The sequence below is a fragment of the Nitratireductor sp. GISD-1A_MAKvit genome (genome assembly GCF_040819555.1).
Classification (GTDB): Bacteria; Pseudomonadota; Alphaproteobacteria; order Rhizobiales; family Rhizobiaceae; genus Nitratireductor.
This window is the reverse complement of record NZ_CP161920.1, coordinates 2,721,654-2,745,239: the sequence shown is the minus strand read 5'-3', so window position 1 is coordinate 2,745,239 and position 23,586 is coordinate 2,721,654. Positions and strand designations below refer to the sequence as shown.

26 protein-coding genes are annotated in these 23,586 nt (G+C 64.9%); 25 read left to right on the top strand and 1 reads right to left on the bottom strand.

Features of this window, described 5'->3' with window-relative positions; translation table 11 throughout:
- Positions 1-1,833 (top strand): DUF262 domain-containing protein, encoded by a 1,833-nt coding sequence (locus tag AB2N04_RS14465; RefSeq protein ID WP_367715105.1) that lies wholly within the window; start codon positions 1-3, stop codon positions 1,831-1,833.
- 68 nt (positions 1,834-1,901) lie between these two features.
- Here the strand turns inward: AB2N04_RS14465 and AB2N04_RS14460 are convergent, their stop codons facing one another.
- Positions 1,902-3,122 carry an ATP-binding protein gene (locus AB2N04_RS14460; protein WP_367718819.1) on the bottom strand — a complete coding sequence of 407 codons (1,221 nt, stop codon included), beginning with the start codon at positions 3,120-3,122 and terminating at the stop codon, positions 1,902-1,904.
- Positions 3,123-3,387: 265 nt separating this feature from the next.
- On the opposite strand from AB2N04_RS14460, the gene AB2N04_RS14455 reads away from it, so the two are divergent.
- From AB2N04_RS14455 to traF, 24 genes are all read left to right on the top strand, one after another.
- On the top strand, positions 3,388-4,353 hold the full coding sequence (locus tag AB2N04_RS14455) for an ArdC family protein (protein WP_367715104.1): 966 nt from the start codon (positions 3,388-3,390) through the stop codon (positions 4,351-4,353).
- Positions 4,350-4,754 carry a DUF2958 domain-containing protein gene (locus AB2N04_RS14450; RefSeq protein WP_367715103.1) on the top strand — a complete coding sequence of 135 codons (405 nt, stop codon included), beginning with the start codon at positions 4,350-4,352 and terminating at the stop codon, positions 4,752-4,754. Before AB2N04_RS14455 ends, AB2N04_RS14450 begins: the two co-directional genes overlap by 4 nt.
- Positions 4,755-4,872: 118 nt before the next feature.
- Complete coding sequence (locus tag AB2N04_RS14445; RefSeq protein WP_367715102.1) at positions 4,873-7,005, top strand: ParB/RepB/Spo0J family partition protein; 2,133 nt, start codon at positions 4,873-4,875, stop codon at positions 7,003-7,005.
- Positions 7,006-7,101: 96 nt separating this feature from the next.
- A complete protein-coding gene (locus tag AB2N04_RS14440; RefSeq protein ID WP_367715101.1) occupies positions 7,102-7,581 on the top strand; it encodes a DUF6878 family protein in 480 nt (159 codons plus the stop codon).
- Positions 7,582-7,592: 11 nt separating this feature from the next.
- Complete coding sequence (locus AB2N04_RS14435) at positions 7,593-8,012, top strand: hypothetical protein (protein WP_367715100.1); 420 nt, start codon at positions 7,593-7,595, stop codon at positions 8,010-8,012.
- Between the two features lie 66 nt (positions 8,013-8,078).
- Complete coding sequence (locus AB2N04_RS14430) at positions 8,079-8,495, top strand: hypothetical protein (RefSeq protein ID WP_367715099.1); 417 nt, start codon at positions 8,079-8,081, stop codon at positions 8,493-8,495.
- On the top strand, positions 8,492-8,758 hold the full coding sequence (locus AB2N04_RS14425; protein ID WP_367715098.1) for a DUF6117 family protein: 267 nt from the start codon (positions 8,492-8,494) through the stop codon (positions 8,756-8,758). Before AB2N04_RS14430 ends, AB2N04_RS14425 begins: the two co-directional genes overlap by 4 nt.
- A gap of 204 nt (positions 8,759-8,962) precedes the next feature.
- Positions 8,963-13,270: a strawberry notch-like NTP hydrolase domain-containing protein gene (locus AB2N04_RS14420; RefSeq protein WP_367715097.1), complete on the top strand. Its 4,308-nt coding sequence runs from the start codon at positions 8,963-8,965 to the stop codon at positions 13,268-13,270.
- Complete coding sequence (locus AB2N04_RS14415; protein ID WP_367715096.1) at positions 13,270-14,310, top strand: toprim domain-containing protein; 1,041 nt, start codon at positions 13,270-13,272, stop codon at positions 14,308-14,310. The genes AB2N04_RS14420 and AB2N04_RS14415 overlap by 1 nt, the downstream gene beginning before the upstream one ends.
- A 310-nt stretch (positions 14,311-14,620) precedes the next feature.
- On the top strand, positions 14,621-15,541 hold the full coding sequence (locus tag AB2N04_RS14410; protein WP_367715095.1) for a DUF2493 domain-containing protein: 921 nt from the start codon (positions 14,621-14,623) through the stop codon (positions 15,539-15,541).
- Between the two features lie 121 nt (positions 15,542-15,662).
- On the top strand, positions 15,663-16,280 hold the full coding sequence (locus tag AB2N04_RS14405; protein ID WP_367715094.1) for a LysE family translocator: 618 nt from the start codon (positions 15,663-15,665) through the stop codon (positions 16,278-16,280).
- Positions 16,281-16,624: 344 nt separating this feature from the next.
- Entirely contained in the window at positions 16,625-16,792 is a 168-nt protein-coding gene (locus AB2N04_RS14400) for a hypothetical protein (protein WP_257763879.1), read from the top strand.
- Between the two features lie 141 nt (positions 16,793-16,933).
- A complete protein-coding gene (locus tag AB2N04_RS14395; RefSeq protein WP_367715093.1) occupies positions 16,934-17,374 on the top strand; it encodes a hypothetical protein in 441 nt (146 codons plus the stop codon).
- 604 nt (positions 17,375-17,978) lie between these two features.
- Positions 17,979-18,305 (top strand): DUF736 domain-containing protein, encoded by a 327-nt coding sequence (locus AB2N04_RS14390; protein ID WP_367715092.1) that lies wholly within the window; start codon positions 17,979-17,981, stop codon positions 18,303-18,305.
- Positions 18,306-18,500: 195 nt separating this feature from the next.
- Positions 18,501-18,758, top strand: a complete 258-nt coding sequence (locus tag AB2N04_RS14385) for a multiprotein-bridging factor 1 family protein (RefSeq protein WP_367715091.1) — start codon at positions 18,501-18,503, stop codon at positions 18,756-18,758.
- 99 nt (positions 18,759-18,857) lie between these two features.
- Positions 18,858-19,124: a DUF2285 domain-containing protein gene (locus AB2N04_RS14380; RefSeq protein WP_367715090.1), complete on the top strand. Its 267-nt coding sequence runs from the start codon at positions 18,858-18,860 to the stop codon at positions 19,122-19,124.
- 116 nt (positions 19,125-19,240) lie between these two features.
- The gene (locus AB2N04_RS14375; protein ID WP_367715089.1) at positions 19,241-19,465 is read left to right on the top strand and encodes a DUF6499 domain-containing protein; all 225 of its coding nucleotides are present in this window, start codon (positions 19,241-19,243) and stop codon (positions 19,463-19,465) included.
- Positions 19,466-19,505: 40 nt separating this feature from the next.
- Positions 19,506-20,015 (top strand): DUF2285 domain-containing protein, encoded by a 510-nt coding sequence (locus tag AB2N04_RS14370; protein ID WP_367715088.1) that lies wholly within the window; start codon positions 19,506-19,508, stop codon positions 20,013-20,015.
- A gap of 141 nt (positions 20,016-20,156) precedes the next feature.
- Positions 20,157-20,429, top strand: a complete 273-nt coding sequence (locus tag AB2N04_RS14365; protein ID WP_367715087.1) for a helix-turn-helix transcriptional regulator — start codon at positions 20,157-20,159, stop codon at positions 20,427-20,429.
- A gap of 17 nt (positions 20,430-20,446) precedes the next feature.
- On the top strand, positions 20,447-21,607 hold the full coding sequence (locus tag AB2N04_RS14360) for a replication initiator protein A (protein ID WP_367715086.1): 1,161 nt from the start codon (positions 20,447-20,449) through the stop codon (positions 21,605-21,607).
- Complete coding sequence (gene parA, locus AB2N04_RS14355) at positions 21,604-22,254, top strand: ParA family partition ATPase (RefSeq protein ID WP_367715085.1); 651 nt, start codon at positions 21,604-21,606, stop codon at positions 22,252-22,254. Before AB2N04_RS14360 ends, parA begins: the two co-directional genes overlap by 4 nt.
- Positions 22,251-22,505, top strand: coding sequence for a hypothetical protein (locus tag AB2N04_RS14350; protein ID WP_367715084.1), 255 nt, complete (start codon positions 22,251-22,253; stop codon positions 22,503-22,505). The genes parA and AB2N04_RS14350 overlap by 4 nt, the downstream gene beginning before the upstream one ends.
- The gene (locus AB2N04_RS14345; protein ID WP_367715083.1) at positions 22,502-23,020 is read left to right on the top strand and encodes a DUF2840 domain-containing protein; all 519 of its coding nucleotides are present in this window, start codon (positions 22,502-22,504) and stop codon (positions 23,018-23,020) included. Before AB2N04_RS14350 ends, AB2N04_RS14345 begins: the two co-directional genes overlap by 4 nt.
- Positions 23,017-23,562: a conjugative transfer signal peptidase TraF gene (traF, locus tag AB2N04_RS14340; RefSeq protein WP_367715082.1), complete on the top strand. Its 546-nt coding sequence runs from the start codon at positions 23,017-23,019 to the stop codon at positions 23,560-23,562. The genes AB2N04_RS14345 and traF overlap by 4 nt, the downstream gene beginning before the upstream one ends.
- Positions 23,563-23,586: the final 24 nt, after the last annotated feature.

Below are 23,586 nucleotides of genomic sequence, written 5' to 3'. Positions count from 1 at the left end.
ATGCCAATCAAACCTACCCAACTGGGGGTCAAGTTTCTCTTTGAGCAAAACCATACGTTTGCCGTGCCCAAGTACCAGCGCGGATATGCTTGGGATGAAGACGCCATAGATGATTTTATCGAGGACTTATCGCGGTGCTTGAAGGTACGCGAGGCAGGTTCGGAGAAAAGCCACTTCTTTGGCGGTGTCGTTACGGTTCGCATGCCCGTCGCCAGCTCCAATCGCTCGAATTACGAAGTCATCGATGGCCAGCAGCGGCTGGCTTCCTTCGTAATGTTCGTCGCGGCGATTGTTCGCGGTATGCGGGGTATCGTCGGGGACCTGGCCAAAAAAGGAAACCTATCGGCGGAGGAGAAGAAGGCGAAGAAATTTCTCGAAGATACGATCGAGACGCTGCGGACCACATACCTGATCTACCGCGACGAGATTGATCTGGAATATGTCGAGGTCCCCAAACTCAAGCTTTCGGGCGCGGATGATGAGTTCTTCCAGAACATCATTGGAGAGAAGAAGGCCGTTTCGAAGAGGGCTTCACATGAGCGTATCCAGGCCGCCTGGGACCGGCTGGTCGGGTTCGTGGAGGACGATCTACTCAAGAGCGGTTCCCCTTGGGAAAAAGCGAAGCGGTTGCAGCTTCTTGTGAACAGCGTGCTGGCCGCCGATTGCAGCGTGATTTTCATGTGCTCGGAGACGCGCAGCGAGGCCTACCAGATTTTCCAGGTGTTGAATGACCGCGGGGTCCATCTCACTGACGGTGATTTGCTGCGGGCGAGCACTTTGGAATTGCTGGACAGCAAGGGATTGGCATCAATCCAGAACAAGCTCGCTGAACGGTGGGACAGCGTGCTGGCCTATGCGCCGGGCGATATCGACAGCTACCTGCGCTGGTATTACTCTTCCCATGAAGGCAAGCGCCCGAAATCCTCCAACCTCGCCGAACAGTTCCTCGAATACCGCTTCAAGTGCAAGGACAAGTCATCGGCAACCAAAGCCGAAGCACAGGCCGTGCTCGAAGAGGTCGAGAGGATAGATACCGAGTTTGCGACGCTGCAAACGCTTGGTGACGGCGAGTGGCCCTATGAAGACCATAGCAAGGTGGTGAGCTGGGACCGGGAGCGTCTTCGGATGCTGGTGGTCCACCTGAAGCACACCAACGCCATGCCGCTGCTGCTATCGCTGAAAAATCTGGAGCCGAAGAAGTTTGCCGAGGCCATAGCAGCGCTGGAGCGGTTCATTTTCCGGTTCAGGACAATTGGCAACGCCCACATCACCCCGATGACGGAGATTTATCTGCGTCATGCGAAGAAAATACGGGGAGATGCGAATTACGCGATCAAAGAGCTTCGCAAAGATCTACAGGAGCTGATCGACAAAGCGGTGCCGGACAGTGTTTTCGAAGCCAATCTTTCCGAAGTCAGGTACTCGCCGAGAAGCGGAAACGGCCATATCCGCTATCTCCTCATTACGCTTGAGGACTATGCCCAATGGTATGAGGGAGGGGCGAACGGCGTACCCAAATGCAAGGATAAAACCCGCGTATTCGACTTTTCCAACACGACTCTTGAACATGTCTACCCGCGCTCGGCCAAGGGAAGCGAGAAGGTCGAGGATCTCGAGAAGAACAAGCACGCGCTGGGGAATTTGACGATTTTCGGCCCCAACGACAATGATGCGGCTGCCAACAAGTCCTTCGCGGAGAAGCGCCCTGTCCTGCAAGCCTCAAATCTGAAGCTGAACCGCGATATCGGTGCGCATGCCGATTGGACGGCTGACAGGGTCGAGCAACGCACACAGTCCCTCGTGAATATGGCTTTGAAGGTTTTCGTACCGTAGGCCGGTTGGTGTACCCGCTATTTGCGGGCCGCTTCGGTTCGATCTGCCGGCGAGTTCTGCGCATCCGTTCAAGTCCACAATGACGACAATGGCGCCGCTGCCAGCCGGTCGCCGAACGGCACGACATCGGTATTGTCATAGAGGACTGCGCCGAAGGCGAAGCGATCTCCGCAAGCCTCGGCCAGCGCTCGCAAGCCGGCGAAATCACCGGCCTTGACGGTTGCGCTTGCCTTGACCTCGATGGCCGCGATCTTCCCGTCGTCGCGCTCCAGCACGATGTCAACCTCGCGCATGTCCCGATCCCGAAAATGATACGGCGTCAGCCGCAGGTCCGAGGCCGTCATCAGCTTCAGCACTTCGGAGAACACGAAGCTCTCCAACGGTCCGCCGAACGCTCCGCGATCCGCCTTGACCCTGTCGACGGTCAGTCCTCGCGCGCTGGCCAGCAGGCCGGAATCGAGGAAATGCAGCTTCGGCGTCTTGACGATGCGTTTCAGCGCATTGGTGAACCAGGGCTGCACCGTCGCGATGAGGAACACCTGTTCGAGCAGGCCGACATAGCGCTGCCCGGTCTTGTGGCTGACATTGATGCCGGCGCCGAGCTGCGAATAGTTGACCAGTTGGCCGGAGTGCTCAGCCAGCAGCCGCACGAATTTGGGAAGCTCGGTCAGCTTCTCCACGTCGGCGATATCCCGCAGATCTCGGGTGAGGATCGAGGTCAGATAGGACCGCGCCCAGTCCTGCCGCCGCCGCTCGCTTTCGCGGGCGATCGCTTCGGGAAAACCGCCGCGCAGGACGAGGTGGACGAGATCGTCGCCGACGATGGCCTTGGGCTGACTTTCCAGCTTCCCCGCGAAGAGGCGTTCGAGAAATTCCGGGCTCCGGCCCTCGATCTCGGCCTGGGCCAGCGGCAGCATCTGGAGGGTTTCCATCCGGCCAGCCAGACTGTCCGCCACCCTTGGCAAGGTCAGCACATTTGCCGAGCCCGTAAGGAGAAACCGGCCCGGACGATAATCCTCGTCGACCGTCTTCTTGATCGCCAGCAGCAGGTCGGGTGCGCGCTGGATCTCGTCGATGATCGCCTTGTCCAGGCCCCGGATGAAGCCGGCCGGGTCGGATTGGGCAGCGTCGAGAACCGTCTGGTCGTCGAGTGTGATATATGACCGGCCGGCTTCGCCCATTTTTCGGACGAGCGTCGTCTTCCCCGCCCGGCGCGGCCCCACGATCAGGACCACGGGCGTATCCGACAGGGCCTCCTCCGCCTGGCGCTCTACAAATCGTTTGAACATCCCATCCCCGAATCCTCGACAGTTTGGAACTATCCATATCGGCTGATTGGAAGTCAACAGCCCGCTAATTGGAACTAAGTAAACCGCGATCTGGAAGCCCCCGGGAGGGGAAAGCCTTCCCCTGCGGCCGAGCCTGTTGTCTCGGCCGACCCCTTCTGCGGGGAGACCCCGCAACGCCCCCTTTAGAGGGAGAGTGCGGAGGGGTTTTCCGTGACGGGTTGGAAGCTGGAGGAGAGGCCTCCGGCGCCCGTCGCGGAGAACCGCGATGACGAGACATGACCGCACCGCTCGCGCCGGCTCAGCCCGGACGAGCCTCTATGACGAAATCACCGACAAGATCGTGGCCGAGCTGGAGGGCGGCCGCGTGCCCTGGGTCCAGCCTTGGGGGAGCGCGGCGGCCAAGGCGCCGCTCGCCATGCCGAAGAACGCCGCGACCGGCCGGCAATATTCCGGGATCAATGTGCTGATCCTGTGGGGCGCCGTGATCGAGCACGGCTTTCCAGGCCAGAGCTGGCTGACCTTCCGCCAGGCCCTCGCGCTCGGCGGCAATGTGCGCAAGGGCGAGCGCGGCACGACCGTCGTCTATGCCGATCGCTTCACCCCCGAGGACGAGAGGCAACGCGCCCGTGAGACCGGCGAGGAAGCGCAGGCCATTCCGTTCCTCAAGCGCTTCACGGTCTTCAATGCCGCGCAATGCGAGAACCTCCCCGAAGAAATCGCGGCGGCCGCGCCGCCGCCCGAACCCGGCCTGATCGAACCGAGGGTCGAGGCACTGATTGCGGCCACCGGCATCGACTTCCGCATCGGCGGCAACCGCGCCTTCTATGTTCCCGCGCATGACTATGTGATGGTCCCGCCGCCGCAGGCCTTCTTCGAGCCGATCAACTGGCATCGCACCGCCCTGCACGAATGTTCCCATGCCAGCGGCGCGCCCCAGCGGCTGAACCGCGATCTCTCCGGTTCCTTCGGCTCGAAGAAATACGCCTTCGAGGAGCTGGTGGCGGAAATTTCGGCGGCGTTCTGCTGCGCCGCGCTCGGCATCGTGCCGACCGTCCGGCACGCCGATTACATCGGTTCCTGGCTCAAGGTCATGCGCGAGGACAACCGCGCCGTCGTCCGCGCCGCGTCGCAGGCCAGCAAGGCGGCCGACTGGCTGCTGGCCCATCTGCCTGACGATGACGCTGCGAGCGGCGATGCAGCCATCGCGAACGACGGGAGGATTGCGGCATGATCCTCCTGACCGACGAACTGCGCGCAAGGCTTCTCGCCAATGGCCGTCAACGCGATGGCGACCACATCCCGGTGGCCAAGTTCTTCAATCCCCTGGGCGAGGGTGTCTGGCTCGCGACCGAACTGGACGCGGATGGCGACACCATGTTCGGCCTGGCCGATATCGGCTGCCCCGAACTCGGAAGCTGGAGCCTGCGCGAGATGGAAGCGATCCGGCTGCCCCTCGGCCTCGGAATCGAGTGGGACGTCCTCTTCACCGGGGATTTTCCGATCTCGGTCTGGGCCGAGGCGGCGCGGCAGGCCGGCAGCATTCGGGCAGCCGAGCGCATCCTCTACGCCCGCTCTTTCGGTGGCGGGGCGCCGGACCGGAAAACCGCCGATCCGGAAAACCGCAGAGCCTGAATGCCGATCATCGGGTTCTGCTGCGCCGCTCTCTTAGAGGAAGAGGGCGGCGCTTCGCTTCGTGACGGGTTTTCAGACCGAGAGAGAGGCTTTCGGCGCCCGTCGTGGAGTGAAAAACATGGCTACTGCCGCTCAGAAAATCACGCTGTCGTCCTCGCGCGACATCCCCTTCAACAAGTTGGTGCTGTCCCAGTCCAATGTCCGGCGCGTCAAGGCCGGCGTCTCAGTCGAGGAACTCGCCGAATCCATCGTCCGGCGCGGCTTGATCCAGTCGCTGCACGTCCGGCCCGTGATCGATGCCGAGGGCCAGGAGACCGGCATGTTCGAGGTGCCGGCCGGCGGGCGCCGCTACCGCGCGCTCGAACTGCTCGTGAAGCAGAAGCGCCTCAACAAGACCGCGCCGGTGCCCTGCATCGTCTCGGAAGCCGGTGGCGACATCCTCATCGACGAGGTGTCGTTAGCCGAAAATATCGAGCGCGCCCCGCTGCATCCCCTCGATCAGTTCCGCGCCTTCTTGGGCCTCCGCGAGAAAGGCATGACCGAAGAGGCCATCGCGGCAGCCTTCTTCGTCGACGTCAAGGTGGTGAAGCAGCGCCTGCGTCTCGCATCCGTCTCGCCGACGCTGCTCAACACCTATGCCGAGGACGGCATGACGCTCGAGCAGCTCATGGCCTTCACCATCTCGGAGGACCATGATCGTCAGGAGCAGGTCTGGGCAGCAATCAAGGATGGCTGGCAGAAGGAGCCCTATACCATCCGCCGGATGCTGACCGAAACCGCCGTGCGGGCCTCCGACAAGCGGGCCGTTTTCGTCGGCGTCGAAGCATACGAGGCGGCGGACGGCATCGTGCTGCGCGATCTCTTCCAGTCCGACGATGGCGGCTGGTTGCAGGACCCGGTGCTGCTCGATCAGCTGGTGGCCGAGAAGCTGAAGACCGAAGCAGAGACCATTGCCGCCGAGGGCTGGAAATGGATCGAGGTCGCTGTGAGCTTTCCCTATGGCCACCAGCATGGGCTGCGGCAACTCGTCGGCAGCACGGTCGATCTGACCGAGGAGGAGCGCGCGACCCGAGAGGCGTTGCGCGAGGAATACGATCGGATCGAGGCCGAATACTCGGAAGCCGACGAATTGCCCGATGCGATCGACCAGCGCCTCGGCGAGATCGAACAGGCGCTCGACGCCTTCGAGCAGCGTCCGGCGATCTACGATCCCGGCGACATCGCCATGGCCGGCGCTTTCGTCAGCATCGGTGCGGATGGCGCGCTGTCGGTGGATCGCGGCTATGTGCGCCCCGACGATGAACGCCCGGCCGGATCCGATGACGATGACGCATCGGAGCCTGGTGGCGATGCCGATCATGCGAACGGACCCGCAGGCCAGCGCGCCGTCATCACGATCGGCGGCCAGCCCGCCGAGCCGGAGGAAGACGAGGATGACGGGGTCAAGCCGCTGCCCGAACGTCTCGTCATCGAGCTGACCGCGCATCGCACCCTGGCGCTGCGCAACGCTGTCGCCGAGCATCCGGACGTCGCCATGACCATGTTGCTGCACAAGCTGGTCAGCGACACCTTCCTGCGCACCGCGCCGACCGGGTGCCTCGAGGCCAGCGTGCGCCATGTCTTCTTCGCTGCGCAGCCGGAGGAGTTGAAGGACAGCACATCTGCTCGCGAGGTTACCGAGCGGCATGAACGCTGGGGAGACCACATCCCGGCCGACGATCAGGCGCTGTGGGACTGGCTGACCGATCTCGACGACGCCTCGCGGCTCGATCTGCTCGCCCATTGCGTCAGCTTCGGCGTCAACGCGCTGTTCGAGCGGCCGAACCCCTATGGCGGAACCGGCGTCAGCCAGCACGGGCTCGATGTGCGTCTGGCGCAGGCCGACCGCCTCCAGCGCGCCACAGGCCTCGATATGGTGGCGGCAGGATGGAAGCCGACCGTCGGCAATTATCTCGGCCGCGTCACCAAGGCGCGCATTCTCGAAGCCGTCCGCGAAGGCGCGGGCGAGCGGGCCGCCCAGCTTATCGACCACATGAAGAAGGGCGACATGGCGACCGAGGCCGAGCGGCTCCTGGCCGATACCGGCTGGCTGCCCGAGCCGCTGCGCCTGGACCCGGATGCCGAGTCCGATGCCGCGACCTCCGGCGAGGTTGAGGCCGACGACCTGCCCGAGTTCCTTGCCGGCGACGGCGATGACGAAGAACCCGCCGACGATGAGGACGAGGCCCGGCACATGGTTGCCGCTGAATGACCTTCATGCGGGGCGGCTCCAGCCGTCCCGCTTCTTCCGTTCCACGCTTCATCAGCCCGGCCATCGCGCCTGGCGCTTTCGTTTCAGGAGACACATATGACCGACAAGAGCAAAACCCCGCCAAGCGTCAGCCCGCCGCCTTCCGGCGGGGAAGCGATGGCCGCCCTTCGTGAGCAGCTTGAGGCCGAGTTGTTCAGCCTCAACAAGGCCACCCTGTTCAACGTGCTGGAACCCACCGGCGTCACCAGCATCATCGTCAGTTTCGACGGATATGGCGACTCCGGCCAGATCGAGGACGTCGAGGTCCGGGCCGGCGGAGAGACCGTCTCCATGCCCGAGGCCATGATCGAGATCGCGCAAACCGTGTGGGGTCAATCCGAGCCGGACCGCTCGACGGTCTCCATCGCCACGGCCGTCGAGAGCCTCGCCTATGACGTTCTGGAGCGAACGCATTGCGGCTGGGAGAACAATGACGGCGCCTATGGCGACATCGTTTTCGACGTCGCGGCCAGGACGGTCACGCTCGACTACAACGAGCGCTACACCGCGTCCGAAAACTACACCTACAGCTTCTGAGGGAGGCGACGATGGGACATTGTTATCATCACGCGCTGTCCTCGGCGCGCAAATGGGGCGGGACGGCCGAAGATTATCTGTCGCTGCACCAGTGGTTCGACGAGTCCAAGGAGATCATTGCGGATTTCCGGCACCGGGCGCTGCGCCACCATGCCCAGGGCATATTCGAACTGGAGCGGATCTTCGGCCCGACCATCACCATCTCGACCGGCCGGGTCGTGCCCGTTCGGCTGATCGGGGAACAGCACCTGCTGGAGGATTTCGGCTTCATCCCGAGCTTCGCCGACTGGGTGCGTGCGATCCGGCCCCAGCCCTGGATGGGCCGCGCCCAGCCGATTCACAAGCTGGTCGATCCTTTCGCGGAAGGACCGGACACCAAACCGGCCGCCGCCAGGTCACCGCATCCCGGTCCAGGCCCATCTGCGGCCTGACCATCACGATCCCCCTCAACTCAGCCCGGCCATCGCGCCGGGCTTTCTCGTTTTCAGGAGCTTGATATGGCTGACTATTTCACACACTTTTCCTGCCTTCTCGATGTGGGCACCCCGGAGAACGCCGCCCGCGCGCTCGATCTCTACAACACGCTGTCGGATGAGAACGACGCCGAAGACCCGCCCTCGGACGGCTTCCTCCTCTCGATCCAGCCCGAGCATGGCGGAACGCATCTGTGGATGCGCGATGACGGCACCGGCGATCCCGAGCACGTCATCCAGTTCGTCAAGCGCTGCGCCGCCGAGTTCGGCCTGACCGGGCGATGGGGCATGCAATACGCCAACACCTGTTCGAAGCCCCGGCTCGACGCCTTCGGCGGCGGCGCGCATGTGCTCGACCTCGCCACCGGCGAGATGGTGGACTGGATCTACACCGATGGCTGGCTCGCCGAGACAATCTCCGACGAGGGGGACCGGATATGAGCATCCCCTTCCACGCACGGAGCAATTTCCAGACGCTGCTGCGTGCGGCTGCGGACGGCAATCTCGCGCTCATGGAGTGCCTCGACGCCCAATCGGGCAGTCCACGCTATGTGATCTGTGCGGTGGCGCGGGATGGCGCCGATTACGTCTTCACGCCTTTCGGCCATCTCGCCGACGGCAATCCGTACAATGCCTACCTGCCGCCGGACCCCGACAACCCTGCGGGCTTCGTACGCCCCGACGCGCCGGAAACCGCACCATAACGGAGGTCAAAGCGACCACACGCAGGACTGCCACCTGGTATTGGTCCCGAACTTTCACAGCGCCCCGCCTCCCGGCCGGGCGCTGTTTTCATGTCCCGGGTAACGCCGAGAGGAAGAGGTCGGACCGGAACGGGTTGAGCCCGCGCGGTCGAGAGAGAGCGCCGTCCGGGCTTTCCCGTTCCCGCTCTCCCGAGGTTCCCCGACATGAACATGGTGTTCCCCGCGGCCGATCCGGCCGCGCCGCTTGGCACTGCGCCATCCCTACTCGCCGCCGCCAATCTCCTGCTACCCCATCTCGAACGCGGCCAGCGCATCGACGCTGCCACACTGCGCACCGCGATGGAAACCGCTTGTCGAGCATCCGATGCGACTGGCGCCTGGGACTGGAAAACCGCCTACGACGCCTGCGAGGCGGCGACCGTCCTGTTCCTGCGCAAATACGGAAAGGCGCTTTTCCGCAAAGCCGCGTCTCCTTCAGCACGGCTTTCCGCCATCACCATAATCGCCGGTCTCCTGCCGACGCATACGCGCCGCTCCGAAGAGAGCCAGGCGCTCCAGCAGTTTTCCACGCCATCGCCGCTCGGCCTCGCCGCCGTCACCGCCGCCGGCATTACGCCAAGCGACATCGTGCTGGAGCCTTCGGCCGGCACCGGCCTGCTCGCGATCCTCGCCAAAATCTCCGGCGGTGCGCTCCTGCTCAACGAGTTGGCCGGGACCCGCGCCGACCTGCTCGCCTCCCTCTTTCCGGCGATCGACATCACCCGCTTCGACGCCGCCCAGATCGACGATCATCTCGATCCCGTCGCCGTCCCGAGCGTGGTGCTGATGAATCCACCCTTCTCGGCAATGGCGAACGTGTCGGGCCGGATGGCCGATGCCTGCTACCGCCACGTCGCCTCGGCGCTGGCCCGCCTTGCTCCCGGCGGGCGGCTGGTGACGATTACCGGCGCAGGTTTCGCGCCCGACGCTCCGGACTGGCGGGATGCCTTCACCCGCCTGGCTGAGCGCGGCCGTGTCGTCTTCACCGCCGCCATCGACGGCTCGGTCTATGCCCGGCACGGGACGACCTTCCCGACGCGGCTCACCGTCATCGACAAAGTGCCCACCGGCGATCTGGCCGTGTTTCCCGCATCGCCCGGCCTGGCACCCGATATCGCGACGCTGCTCAGTTGGATCGAGGCGCAGGTGCCGCCGCGCCTGCCGGTATCATTGCCGAAACCTGGTGCAGCGGCTTCGTGCGCCACGCCGAAAACCGTTCGCGGTTACCTCGCGCGCTCGACCGCTGCGCGTCCCGCCACATCCGTCGCCGCCGATCCCGAGGGCCTGGAACTGGCCTATGAGACCGTGGACCGGACCCCGCCGGACGGTACGCGGCTGACCGACGCCATCTATGAGGCATACGGATTGCAATCGATCCGCATTCCCGGCGCTCAGGCACATCCAACCAGACTGGTGCAGTCGGCCGCGATGGCGAGTGTCGCGCCGCCCAGGCCGAGCTATCGCCCATTGCTGCCGGCCAACATCCACTCGGTGCTGTCCGACGCCCAGCTCGAAACGGTGATCTATGCCGGTGAGGCGCATTCCGACTATCTCGCCGGATCGTGGACGGTCGATGAGACCTTCGATCTCGTCCAGGCGGCGCCCGCCGACGCCACCAATGCCGTCCGCTTTCGGCGCGGCTTCATGCTCGGCGACGGAACCGGCGCGGGCAAGGGCCGCCAGTCGGCCGGCATCATCCTCGACAACTGGCTGCGCGGCCGGTGCAAGGCGGTCTGGATCTCCAAATCCGACAAGCTGATCGAGGATGCGCAGCGTGACTGGTCCGCACTCGGCATGGAACGCCTGCTGGTGACACCGCTGTCGCGCTTCCCGCTGGGCAAGCCCATCACGCTGACCGAAGGCATCCTGTTTACAACCTATGCCACGCTGCGCTCCGACGACCGCGGCGAAAAGGTTTCGCGGGTGAAGCAGATCGTCGAATGGTTGGGCTCGGAATTCGACGGCGTAATCATTTTCGACGAGAGCCATGCCATGCAGAATGCCGGCGGCGGCAAGAGCGAACGGGGCGACGCCGCCCCCTCCCAGCAGGGCCGCGCCGGCCTGCGCCTGCAACACGCGCTTCCCGATGCCCGTGTCGTCTATGTCTCGGCGACCGGCGCCACCAATGTCCACAATCTCGCCTATGCACAGCGGCTCGGCCTCTGGGGCGGCGAGGATTTTCCCTTCGCCACGCGCGCCGAGTTCATCGAAGCCATCGAGGATGGCGGCGTCGCGGCGATGGAGATGCTGGCGCGCGATCTGCGCTCGCTCGGCCTCTATACCGCGCGCTCGCTCTCCTATGACGGCGTGGAATATGAGCTGGTCGAGCATCGGCTCACCGAAGAGCAGCGCCGGATCTACGATGCCTATGCCGGGGCGTTCGCGATCATCCACAATAACCTCGACGCGGCGATGGAGGCCGCCAACATCACCGGCAGCGAGGGAACCCTTAACCGGCAGGCCAAGTCCGCCGCTCGCTCGGCCTTCGAGAGCACCAAGCAGCGCTTCTTCGCCCATCTTCTGACCTCCATGAAAACGCCGACCCTGATCCGGTCGATCGAGCGCGATCTCAAGGAAGGCCACGCCGCCGTCATCCAGATCGTCTCGACCGGCGAGGCCCTGATGGAACGCCGCCTGGCCGAAATTCCCACCGAGGAGTGGAACGACATCTGCGTGGACGTGACGCCGCGCGAATATATCGGCTCCTATCTGCAGCATTCCTTCCCGACCCAGCTCTACGAGCCTTTCACCGACAGCGAAGGCAACCTGTCTTCGCGGCCGGTCTATCGGGATGGCCAGCCGGTCGAAAGCCGCGAGGCCGTCGTCCGGCGCGACGAGTTGATCGAGCATCTAGGCTCCCTGCCGCCGGTTCCGGGCGCGCTCGACCAGATCGTCCAACGCTTCGGCACCGATCTGGTGGCCGAGGTGACGGGCCGCTCGCGCCGCATCGTACGCAAAGGCGATCGCCTCACTGTCGAGAACCGCGCGCCGTCCGCCAATCTCGCGGAAACCGCCGCCTTCATGGATGATCAGAAACGCGTCCTCGTGTTCTCGGACGCGGGCGGCACCGGCCGCAGCTACCATGCCGATCTTTCCGCTAGGAACCAGCGGCTGCGCGTCCACTATTTGCTCGAACCTGGCTGGAAGGCCGATACCGCCATCCAGGGCCTCGGTCGCACCAATCGGACCAATCAGGCGCAGCCGCCATTGTTCCGGCCGATCGCCACGGATGTGAAGGCCGAAAAGCGGTTCCTGTCGACCATCGCCCGGCGGCTCGATACGCTCGGCGCCATCACGCGCGGGCAACGCCAGACCGGCGGCCAGGGGCTGTTCCGCCCCGAGGACAATCTGGAAAGCCCTTACGCGCGCGATGCGCTACGCCAGCTTTATCTGTTGATCGTGCGCCGCAAGATCGAGGGATGCTCTCTCGAACGCTTCGAGAGCGCCACAGGCCTCAAGCTGATGGATGCCAACGGCATCAAGGACGATCTGCCGCCGATCACCACCTTCCTCAATCGCCTGCTGGCGCTGACCATCGATCTTCAGGGCATCCTGTTCACCGCCTTCGAGCAGCTTCTCGACACCAGGGTCCAGGGCGCGATTGCCAGCGGCGTCTATGATGTTGGCCTCGAAACGCTGATAGCCGAGAGCTTCGTCGTCACCGACCGGCAGGTGATCTACACCCATCCGGCGACGGGCGCGGAAACCCGGCTGCTCACCATCTCCGAGAAACGGCGCAACCGGCCCCTGTCGCTGGCCGATGCGCTGGCACATGCCGATGCCGATAGCGGCAAGCTGCTGGTGAACGGCAAATCCGGCCGCGCCGCAGTGCAACTTCCGGCGCCCTCGCTGATGCTCGACGATGGCGAGATCGAGCGCCGCGTCCGCCTCGTCCGGCCGATGGAGCATCATCATGCTTCCCTCAAGACGATGGCCGGCAGCCATTGGCGGGAAGCCGACCGCGACACCTTCGCAGCAGCGTGGACCTGTGAACTCGACGAGGTGCCGGACTACGAAAACAGCACGCTCCACATCGTCGCCGGCCTGCTCCTGCCGGTGTGGAAGCGCCTGCCCAATGAATCGACGCGCGTCTATCGGCTCCAGACCGATGACGGCGAGCGCATCATCGGCCGCCGCGTGTCACCGGCCTGGGCGGCGAACGCCGCATCGACCGGCACGGCCAGCCTTGCACCTGACGACGCCTATGCCGCGCTGATCGACGGGCGGACGATTCTCGATCTGGCCGAAGGGCTTCAGCTTCGCCGCGTCAGCGTCATGGGCGCGAACCGCATAGAACTGACCAGTTTAACCGATGCAATGCGGGATCGCCTGCGTTCCTATGGGCTGTTTACCGAGATCATCTCGTGGAAGCTCCGCTTCTTCGTTCCGGTGGATGCGAACGGCCCGGTCGTTCTCGGCAGGTTGCTCGAAACCTATCCGCTTGCGCGGATTTCCGAGCGGGAGGCAGCGTAATGGCCCGTCCCGACGCTTCCGATCTCGCGCACCGTCTCGGCCGGGAGGCCGAGGCTGTGTGCCGCCATTATCTCGCCAACGGCCGCCGCCAGGGCAATTATTGGCAGGTCGGCGATGTCCGCAACACGCCAGGCCGTTCGATGTTCGTGCGGCTCAAGGATTCGACCAAGGGACCGGCCGGCAAATGGACTGACGCGGCAACCGGCGAGCATGGCGATCTGCTGGACATCATCCGCGAGAGCTGCGGTTTGCTCGACTTCGCCGATGTGGTCGTGGAAGCCCGACGCTTTCTCAGCCTGCCACATTTAGAACCGCAACCAGCACCGAGGAAACCAGCCAGCACACCGACGCGAATGGGCTCGGCCGAAGCGGCGGGGCGGCTGTTCGCCATGTCGCAACCGATCGCGGGCACGCTGGTGGAAACGTATCTGCGCAAACGCGGCATTACGGCTTTGCACGGAACCGGAAGCCTGCGCTTCCATCCGCGATGCTATTATCGGCCCGACGAGCACAGTGCGACCGAGACATGGCCGGCCATGGTCGCAGCCGTCACCGACCTCGAGGGCAGGATCACAGGCGCGCACCGCACCTGGCTCGCCCAGGACGGGTCCGGCAAGGCGCCGATCGACATACAGCGCAAGGCAATGGGCGATCTGCTCGGTCACGCCGTCCGCATCGGTGTGCCGGGGGCCGTCATGGCCGCCGGCGAAGGCATCGAAACCATGCTGTCGCTCCGGCAGGTTGTGCCCGACCTCGCTGTCGCGCCAGCGCTCTCCGCAGCCCATCTCGCCGCCATCCTGTTCCCGCCGCAACTGCGCAGGCTCTATATTGTCCGCGACAACGACCCGGCCGGCGACGGCGCGCGGGACATCCTGATCGACCGGGCGAGCGCGGCCGGGATCGAGGCGATCGTGCTCTCGCCGGCGATGGGCGATCTCAACGAGGATCTCCGCCATCTCGGCCTGGATGCACTCAGAGCCGGATTGCGCCCGCAACTCGCTCCCGAGGACGTCGCGCGCTTCCTGTCACTCGTGGCATAGCCGAAAGGGAGATGCCGGGTGGTGCGACGGTGCCATGCCCGCCCGGATGCGCCAGCCGCCGGGGGGGGACCGCACCTCGGCCTTCGAGAGGGCGATCGGCCCACAGACGGGCCGGTCCGGCAATGGCGGCGGCCGGCTATTTTCCGGCGGCGCTACGCGCCTTTCCATCGCGAGGCAAAATAGCCGGTATCCGCCATCCTCCGCTGTCGCTTCGGCCCTTCCGCTTCGCTCCGGGTGCAGGCCCGGCCCGCCCGCGGGCTTCGTCGCCATGAAGGCCGCGAGGGTCGCGGTCCTGCCGACGGAGCATCCCATGAACGAGCATGACGAGTTCGAACCGCACCACAGCGCATCCCCGACCGACCATGTCCTTACCGAGTTGCAGCTTCATGGCTGGCGTCCTGCCGAGGGCGAGCCCGATCCGCGACCCGCCCCGGAGGATCGCATCATCGAAGGCGCCGTCGCCGACATCTTCGACGCGCTCATCGCCACCATGGCCGACACCTGCCTCGATTTCGACCTCGACGAGATGCTCTGGTCGAGCGTCAACATGTTCCACCGCGCCGTCGAGCGGGTCGAGCGTAAGCTCGACGACAACGAGCAGGCGCAGAAGCGCCTCCAGCGCGAACAGGACGGCTCGGAGGTCAAATCGGTGCAGCTCGAGCGCCTGATCGAGAACGGGCAATCCCTGATCGAGCGGCGCGACAGCCTGGAAGTCTTCCGCGAGAGCGCCGCCGACCGATACCTCGCCGCCACCGGATCACCCTGGTCGCCGCGGACCGGATCGCGCGTCAACCATCGACACCTCACCGCCGCGATGATCGACAGCCGGGATTTCCTCGCCGCCAAACGGCGGGCCGAGACCGAGGTCATGCTACCCGCAGGCCCGAAGATCGCCTTTTCGGGCGGCGACACCACCGATCACCGGACGATCTGGGCCAAGCTCGATCGGGTCCATGCCAAGCACCCCGACATGGTGCTCCTGCATGGTGGCTCGCCGAAAGGCGCCGAGAAGATCGCCGCCCGCTGGGCCGACACGCGCAAGGTGCCGCAGGTCGCGTTCAAGCCCGACTGGGCAAAACACGCCAAGGCCGCGCCCTTCAAGCGCAACGATGCCATGCTCGCGATCATGCCGATCGGAGTGATCGTTTTCCCCGGCACCGGGATACAGGAGAATCTCGCCGACAAGGCCCGCAAGATGGGCATCCCGGTCTGGAGATTTGGCGGCGCGTGAGCGTCGCCCGTTCGTCTACGGCGATCTGTCAGGCTCAGCCAGCGATGCCGATGCATTGAATAATCCCGAAGGCTCAACCTATTGTTCCGGCGATATTGATCATTTGTGGAATTCGCCCCCCATGACCTTCGCCAGTTCGTTGTCCCTGCTGCTTGTCATGATCACGCTGGCTGCAATTCCCAGTTCGAGCGTCGCATTGGTGGTCGTCCGGTCAGCAACGCTTGGCATACCCAACGGCATCGCCGCCGCGCTGGGCATCGTCGTCGGGGACCTCGTCTTCGTCGCCCTGGCGATAACGGGGCTTGCGGTAGTAGCCGAGACGATGGGCACGCTCTTTGCTGTTCTGCGCTATGCGGCCGCCGCCTATCTCATCTGGTTCGGGTTCAGCCTGATCCGTGGCGACCGGCGCTCGGAAAAGCCGGCGGATGCGCATCACGTGGGTGGCATGGGCGTCAGCTTCGCCGCCGGAGTCGCGCTCACGCTTGGCGACGTGAAGGCGATCCTGTTCTACGCTGCCTTGTTCCCGGTCTTTGTGGACGTGTCCGCGCTCACGAGCTTCGATGTCGCCGTGATCGGCATGATCACGCTCGTCAGCGTGGGCGGCGTGAAGGTGGCTTACGCGATTGCGGCGCGCGCCATCGCCAATGCCTCGCAGGGTTTTCCTCTCAAAAGGCCGGTTCGCATGGCGGCCGGCACCTTGATGATCGGCACGGGCGGATATCTCCTTGCCAAGGGATAGCGGCTGACGATCCTTCCCTGTCGAGCGTACAAGCCTGGGCTGCGCACTCGGGCACCGTCGGAGGGCGGTCCGGCGCCATCCGCTTGCGGAACCATTCCCCGCTTCCTTTGCGCTTGTCCTTGGTCCGGCCGATGGCCTGACGCCATCAACCCGTGAAGGGTCCGCTACGCAAGCGTGCGGCCTTGAGGCGCTTTTGACGATTGCGTTTCCGAACCGAAAAAGAGGTGCCCACTTCTTCTGGAAACGCTCCAGCGCCTCGGCGGTGATTGCGGCCTTCAGCCGGACACATCGGGCGCCTGTCGCGCGGGGGATGGTCCCCCGCCTCCAAGACAGGAGCCGGAACGATGTCCCTCGATCAAGCCAACGCCTTCGCCTTCAGCCTCGCCGCCACCCTGATGACCGTGATCGTCATCTTCCGCGCTGGCGACGGCACCGTCTCGGCCATGCCCGCCACCGAATATGACGGTGACGACGATGCCATCATCAACGAGATCGACCCCTTCGCCTCCTGAGAGGAGGCGAACCGCCGCGGCGGGTGGAGATCGGCCCGATTTCCGCTCCCGCAACGGGGCGGTTTCGGCTATGCTGACGATTGCGCCGCGGTGGTGGTGGATGGCGCGACCGTCTGATCTGTTCTCACGGGGACCACCACCATGATCGCATTAGGAATCCTCGGATCGTTTGCAGTCATCGGCCTGCTGTGCTGGCTGCTCTTCACCCTTGCGGTATTCGCGCTGCCATTCTTCGTCGGCTTGAATGTCGGCATCTGGACGCATCAGGCTGGTACCGGGATATTCGCAGCTTTCCTCATCGGAGCTTTCGCCGCCGGCGCCACCTTCGGCATCGGCCAGTTCCTGCTCGCCGTCCTGCGTTCGAGCTGGTTGAGGCTGCTCGTTGCGCTCGCCTTCGCCGCCCCGGCCGCTCTCGCTGGCTTTTACGCGACCTATGGCATCGTCAGCCACACCATGCCGACGGAAACCTGGCAGCTTGTCTTCTCCATCATCGGCGCGGCCGCGGTCGGCAAAACGGCATTCGTCCGGGTGACGGCATTGGCCGCGCCCGAAGCCTCCGGACAGGGAATCGCGACGGCCTGAGCCGACTGGCGATATGAACGGGCGGACCAGGACAGCCGGGGCGCCATTTTCGCCAATGTGCTGGACGGTGATGGTGCGACGATCGGCCTGCGGCATACGAGGCACGCACATCCTCTCCTCGCGATGCCTGAATCCAGTGAACGCCAATCCCGGCAACCCGGAAAAGGCGTTAGAGGCGGGTCGTGTGCCATCGCCGTGTCGGTGAAGCGGTGAGCTTGCCTGTCGTGATGGGGAAGCCCGAGCGCTGAACAGCATGGCCGGATTCCGCAGTTGCGGCGGGTCACCAGGTTCTCCATGTGATCGCAGCCGGATCGAGCGCACCGTAGCGGCCTCTCCAATGGGCTGATCTGGCCGAAGGACGGCTGACGCCTCGATCGCCTATGGCGCAACAGCGTCGTCACAACTTTCTTCCCCTGCCGGACCCCCACCCCATGCGACAGGTCGCATGGGGACCCCGAGGGCGCCGCCATTCCGCGCGGAACAAGAAAGTTCCTCCTTTGCTGTCGAGCCCCTTCGGGGGTGCGCCGTCGATCGCCTCCGGCCAACCGATCGCCATCGAGGCCGCATGGTGCGGGCTCGAAGCTTCAGATCAAGGAGAACTGACATGGCGACCATCGGCACCTTCAAGAAGTCCGGCAACAACGAGTTCACCGGCGAAATCGTCACCCTCAGCGTCCAGGCCAAGGGCGTCCGCATCGTCCCCGAGACCCGGGCCACCGGCGAGAACGCCCCCAGCCACCGCGTCTTCGTCGGCCGCGCAGAGATCGGCGCCGCCTGGGCCAAGCAGTCCAATGAGGGCCGCGACTATCTGGGCCTCAAGCTCGACGATCCGAGCTTCACCGCCCCGATCTACGCCAACCTCTTCGACGACGAGGACGGCGAGGGCTACAGCCTCATCTGGTCCCGCCCGACCCGCCGCAACGGCGAGTAAGGCGCGAGCGCAACGCCCCGCCCGGAAGATATCCGGGCGGGGCCAATCCTATTAGGCGGGCGACCGAATCAGTTCGAGCCTGACTGGGCTTCAATGAAGCTTTTGAGACCATTTTGACTGGTTCAGATAGACAAGAACGACTATTATAGTCGTAGTTCTGGCGTGCGCGCAGGTCTGAATGGGAGGTGATCATGCATGATCACCGCCCGACAATCGCGGGCCGCACGCGCGTTGCTTGGTTGGACGCAGGAGACGCTCGCTGACAAGGCCCGGATATCTCTGACCGCGCTCAAGCGCCTCGAATCCGAGAGCGGCCTCGAGGTGTATGAATCGACGCGCGATCAGGTCCGCAGGGCTTTCGAGGGCAATGGTGTCATCTTCCTGAATTCCGACCAGGGTATCGGAGTGCTGCTGGTCGATGAGAAACACCGCCGGTCCCTTCCATCGCTGTAGCCACCCAGCGGCGACACCGTTCGCCGGGAGCGCTTTTGCGATAGTGGTGTGGTTAACAAATGCCTCCGATTTGGATAGGAATGTCTCGAAGGGGGCTTCATGACGCAGGCCGATTTTCTTGACGAACCGCCGGAGAGCGCAGTGCTCACCGACTACGACCGGGCGCATATGAAGCTCTATTTGCGCCTGCTCGATGCGGCGTCGGATGGCGCAGATTGGCGCGAGGCCGTTTCGGTTCTTTTCGGTCTCGATCCGGAGCGGGAGCCTGAGCGCGCTCGCCATATCCACGATCGTCATCTCGCCCGCGCCCGCTGGATGACCACCCATGGCTATCGCCTGCTGGTCCGGGAAGGCCAACACCACTGAGCTGGCGATGCGCTGGCTGCAACACCCGTTGCCGGCAACGGAGCTTCCACTATTCCCCCGAACCGGCAATCGTCCTCGCCTCGACACGCACCAGAACCACGAGGCTGGAGGACCGGATGTCTCCCGACGCATCCCGGTGGCGATCGTCATCGACCTATGACTATACCGACCATCTTACGGCGCCGGATTTCGGCTGGGAGTGGTTGCGGCGCAATGAGGGCTATCAGCGCGATTTCGACGACCTGCGCAAAGCGAGTTCGCAAACCCCGGAGTTGATCGAGCGGGCAAGCGCAAAGTGGGGTTTGCGATTTCGCGGTTTCGCCAGCGCTCGACGCCACTGAAATACCGGTCCTCTGGCTTCCCCAGGACGATACGGGGACGGTGATCCTCGCAACCGCCCCGCCGGTGCTTTCCTCCAGTTCCATGCCGGCGGATGCCCTGAACGCCAAACACCTGCGGCTTGCGCCGGAGACAAACCATATCCTGCATCCACTCGGCGGCGGGCAGCATGTCCATCTCGTTCTTCCAGCCGATGCCGCGCCCGATAGAGCCATGGTCGCCCTGGTACCGCTGGGGGACGAAGGATTTGATCGCGTCGAAGCGATCCTGCGCCTGCTCGCTTCGCTTCACGGCCGATCCGTACCTCCCGACACCCGCCTGACGCGACAGCAGCGGGCACGCGCGCGGCGCATGTTGCAGGCCTTCGATGGTCGCCGTGACGGTGCGACCCAGCAGGAAATCGCCGAGGTCATCTTTAAGACAGGCAAGCTCACCCGTGATGAATGGCAGTCTGCATCCGCCCGCCATGCGGTCATCAGCCTCCTTAAAGGAGCGGAGACGCTGATAGCGGGCGGGTATCGCAAACTGCTTCGTCATCGCCGCCGACCATAGTTGGCACTGGCCGTCGCGCCGGTGTGCGATTTTGGGTCCCCCCAACTTCCCACTGCAACTCGCCGATCCGCCTTCGCCATCGTGGCCTTCGTCAGCCGCTGAGCACCAGCGGCCTCAACGAACCCCACGGAGGCCCGATCCATGCGACCCGATCTCGCCGTACTCCCGCCGCGCTATCTTCGCACCAAGGAAGCGGCTGAATTCCTGAGCCTTTCGGCCCGCACCCTCGAAAAGCACCGCACCTACGGAACCGGTCCCGCCTATCGCAAGCTCGGCGGGCGCGTCGTCTATTCGGTGGACGACCTGCGCGCCTGGGCCGACAGCGGCGCCGTCACCTCCACCTCCGATCCGCGCGGCAGCGTATTGCCGGCCAAACGGCACGAGCCTGCTCCGGCCCAACGCCGCGCCCGCTGACCGCGAGGCGCCCCCCGATGCCGCCGCGCGAACGCCAGTCCTTGGAACGCGGACAGCTCGACCTGTTCCGCGCACTCCCTGGCGAATTCGCGCCGCGCGATGCGCAGGATCTCATGGCCTATCCTTTCTTCTCCCTTTCCAAATCGCACCGGATCGCTCCGATCGACTTCGTCGCCGGTGGCGTCTCGATCCGTGTCGAAGCCGTTCCCGATCATGGCATGGCCACGATCTGGGATGCCGACATCCTGATCTGGGCCGCGAGCCAGATCGTCGAGGCACGGGACGCCGGGCTGGGAACGTCCCGCCTGATGGCGGCCACGCCCTACGAAATCCTTACCTTCATCCAGCGTGGTGTCGGAGCGCGCGACTATCAGCGCCTCAAGGCGGCCCTCGACCGGCTCCAATCGACGACGATCTCCACCTCGATCCGCCAGCCCGCCGAAGGCCGCCGTCACCGCTTCTCCTGGATCAATGAATGGAAGGAGCGCACCGATCATCGCGGCCGGCCGGCGGGCATCGAACTGATCCTGCCCGACTGGTTTTATAGCGCGGTGCTCGAGGACGCGCTCGTGCTCACCATCGACCGGACCTACTTCGATCTGACCGGCGGGCTCGAACGCTGGCTCTATCGAATCGTGCGCAAGCATGGCGGCAGACAGCGCCACGGCTGGCGCTTCGAGTTACGCCACCTCCATCAAAAGTCCGGCAGCCTCTCCCCCTTCAAGCGTTTCGCTTTCGAGATACGCGGCATCGTCCGCCGACAGCCGCTGCCGGGCTACCGGCTCTCTCTCGAGGTCGAGGCCGGCGGGCGAACCCTGCTCGCGTTCGAGCCGTGGAAATCCTGTGGAAAAACTGTGGATGGCTTCGTGCCATCGGGAACCCGCCCACACGTGCGATCAGGAACCGGTATCACGTGCCATGGGGAACCCAAACATGATCCAACCCACGGAAAATCCAATCGAAATCGCGCCCGTAACATAGACTCTAACGTAGATTCTAACCCTGAAGAGCGCCCAGGCATTGTGGAAAACCCGCTGCGCGGAACCGCCACTGCCCGCGAACCGGCATCATCCCACACGCGCCGCGCCGGGCGTTTCCGCCAGATCGGCGCGGCCCTGTCCGCCACCCCGGTCGCCTCTCGTCTCCCCCTCGATGACGAGCCGGGAGGACAGCCATGATCGTCGCGCTCCTCAACCAGAAGGGCGGGGTCGGCAAGACCACGCTGGCGCTGCATCTCGCCGGTGAATGGGCCGGAAGGGGAAAGCGGGTCACGCTGATCGATGCCGACCCGCAAGGTTCGGCGCTCGACTGGTCCGAGCGCCGCGGCCATGAGGGTCTGCCGCGCACCTTCGGCATCGTCGGCCTGGCCCGCGACACGCTGCACCGCGAGGCGCCGGAGCTGGCCCGCGACGCCGACACGATCGTCATCGACGGGCCGCCGCGCGTCGCTGGTCTCATGCGCTCCGCTCTGCTCGCCGCCGACCTGGTGCTGATCCCGGTGCAGCCTTCCCCATTCGACGGCTGGGCCTCGGCCGAGATGCTGGCGCTTCTCCAAGAAGCGCGCTTCTACCGGCCCGAGCTGACCGCGCGCTTCGTCCTCAACCGTTGTGGTGCGCGCACCGTCATTGCCCGTGAAACGGCCGAGACGCTGGCCGACCACGATCCACCCTTGCTCGCCGCCACCGTCGGCCAGCGCGTCGTCTTCGCCGATGCCGCGCAGTCCGGCCGCATCGCATCCGAGATCGACGGCGACAGCCTGGCCGCGCGCGAGGTCACGGCGCTGGCCGACGAGATCGACCGTCTCGGTATCGGGAGTGCGCCATGACCGGGCGTACAAGCAAACGCGGTTTCGCATCCCGGCCGGGCAATCCGGAAAGCTGGATCAGGGCGGCCGAGACGCAGCCAGATGGCAAGGCCGCCGGCGAGGCGTTCACCGCCCGGCTGACCATCGACATCACGCCCGCGCTGCGCGGGCGCATCAAGGTCGCGGCTTTCCGGCGCGGGATCACCGTCGCCGACATGCTGCGCGACCTGCTCGCCCGCGAATTCCCATCCACCGACGGAGATCCGACATGACCGGCAAGCCGGCCCACCGCATGCACGGCCGTCCGCTGCCGGACGGGCCTGCGCCCTTCACCACATTGGTCGAACTGACCTTCCAAAAGCAGAAGGTCGAGCACTGGATCAGGTTCGGCCGCAAGAGCTACGAACAGATCCTCGACCGCCGCCGCAGCATCGTCGGCTTCGCGCCGGACAGCGTCTTCGCCTTCGTCCGCTGGGCGGCCGGCGGACATGGCACGATCATCTCGCGCATCGACATCGTGCGCGCGGTTCGGCACGGCGAGCCGTTCCAGACGCTGCCCTTCGTCCGCCCCGGCGGCGACATCCTGTTGCGTCTCGATAGCTGGGCGAAGGTGCAGCGCGCTTTGCAGGCCATCGACGCCGTGGAAGCGCTCGGCCTCGATCCGGCCGACGCCGCGCCGGATCATTGGCGGCACGTCCACAACCGGCTGAGCGCCGGCCTGGAGCCGCACGTCTATACACCCGAGCGACACGCCGCCTGGCTGCAGCGCCGGAGGATCGAGCCATGACCCGCCGCCGCACCCTCGTGGTGACGGCGATGGCGGTCATCGGCATCGCCGCCGCCAGCACCGTCGAGACGCCCACCAGGTTGATCTGGAATGCGACGACGAGCGCGCCGGTCGGCTTCTACACTGTCGAGCCGGCAGACCGGATCGAGGTGCCCAAACTGGTTGCCGTGATGCCACCCGAACCGCTTGCCGGCTTCATGATCGAGCGCGGCTATGTCGGGCGCGGCGTGCCGCTCCTCAAACGCGTCGTCGGCCTTCCCGGACAGCGCGTTTGCCGTGCTGGCCGTGCGATCACGGTGGACGGGATCGAGATGGGCGAAGCGCTGGAGCACGACAGTCTGGGCCGCGAACTGCCTGTCTGGCAGGGCTGCCGCGTCGTTCGCGAGGGTGAACTCTTCCTCATGAATTGGCAGGTCCGCGACAGCCTCGATGGCCGCTATTTCGGACCCATCCCCGCAAGTTCCGTCATCGGCCGGGCGCTGCCGCTCTGGACCGATGAGGAAGGCGACGGCCGCTTCATTTGGCGCGCCCAAACACAATGAGGGGCGCACTGACCCGCACATCCA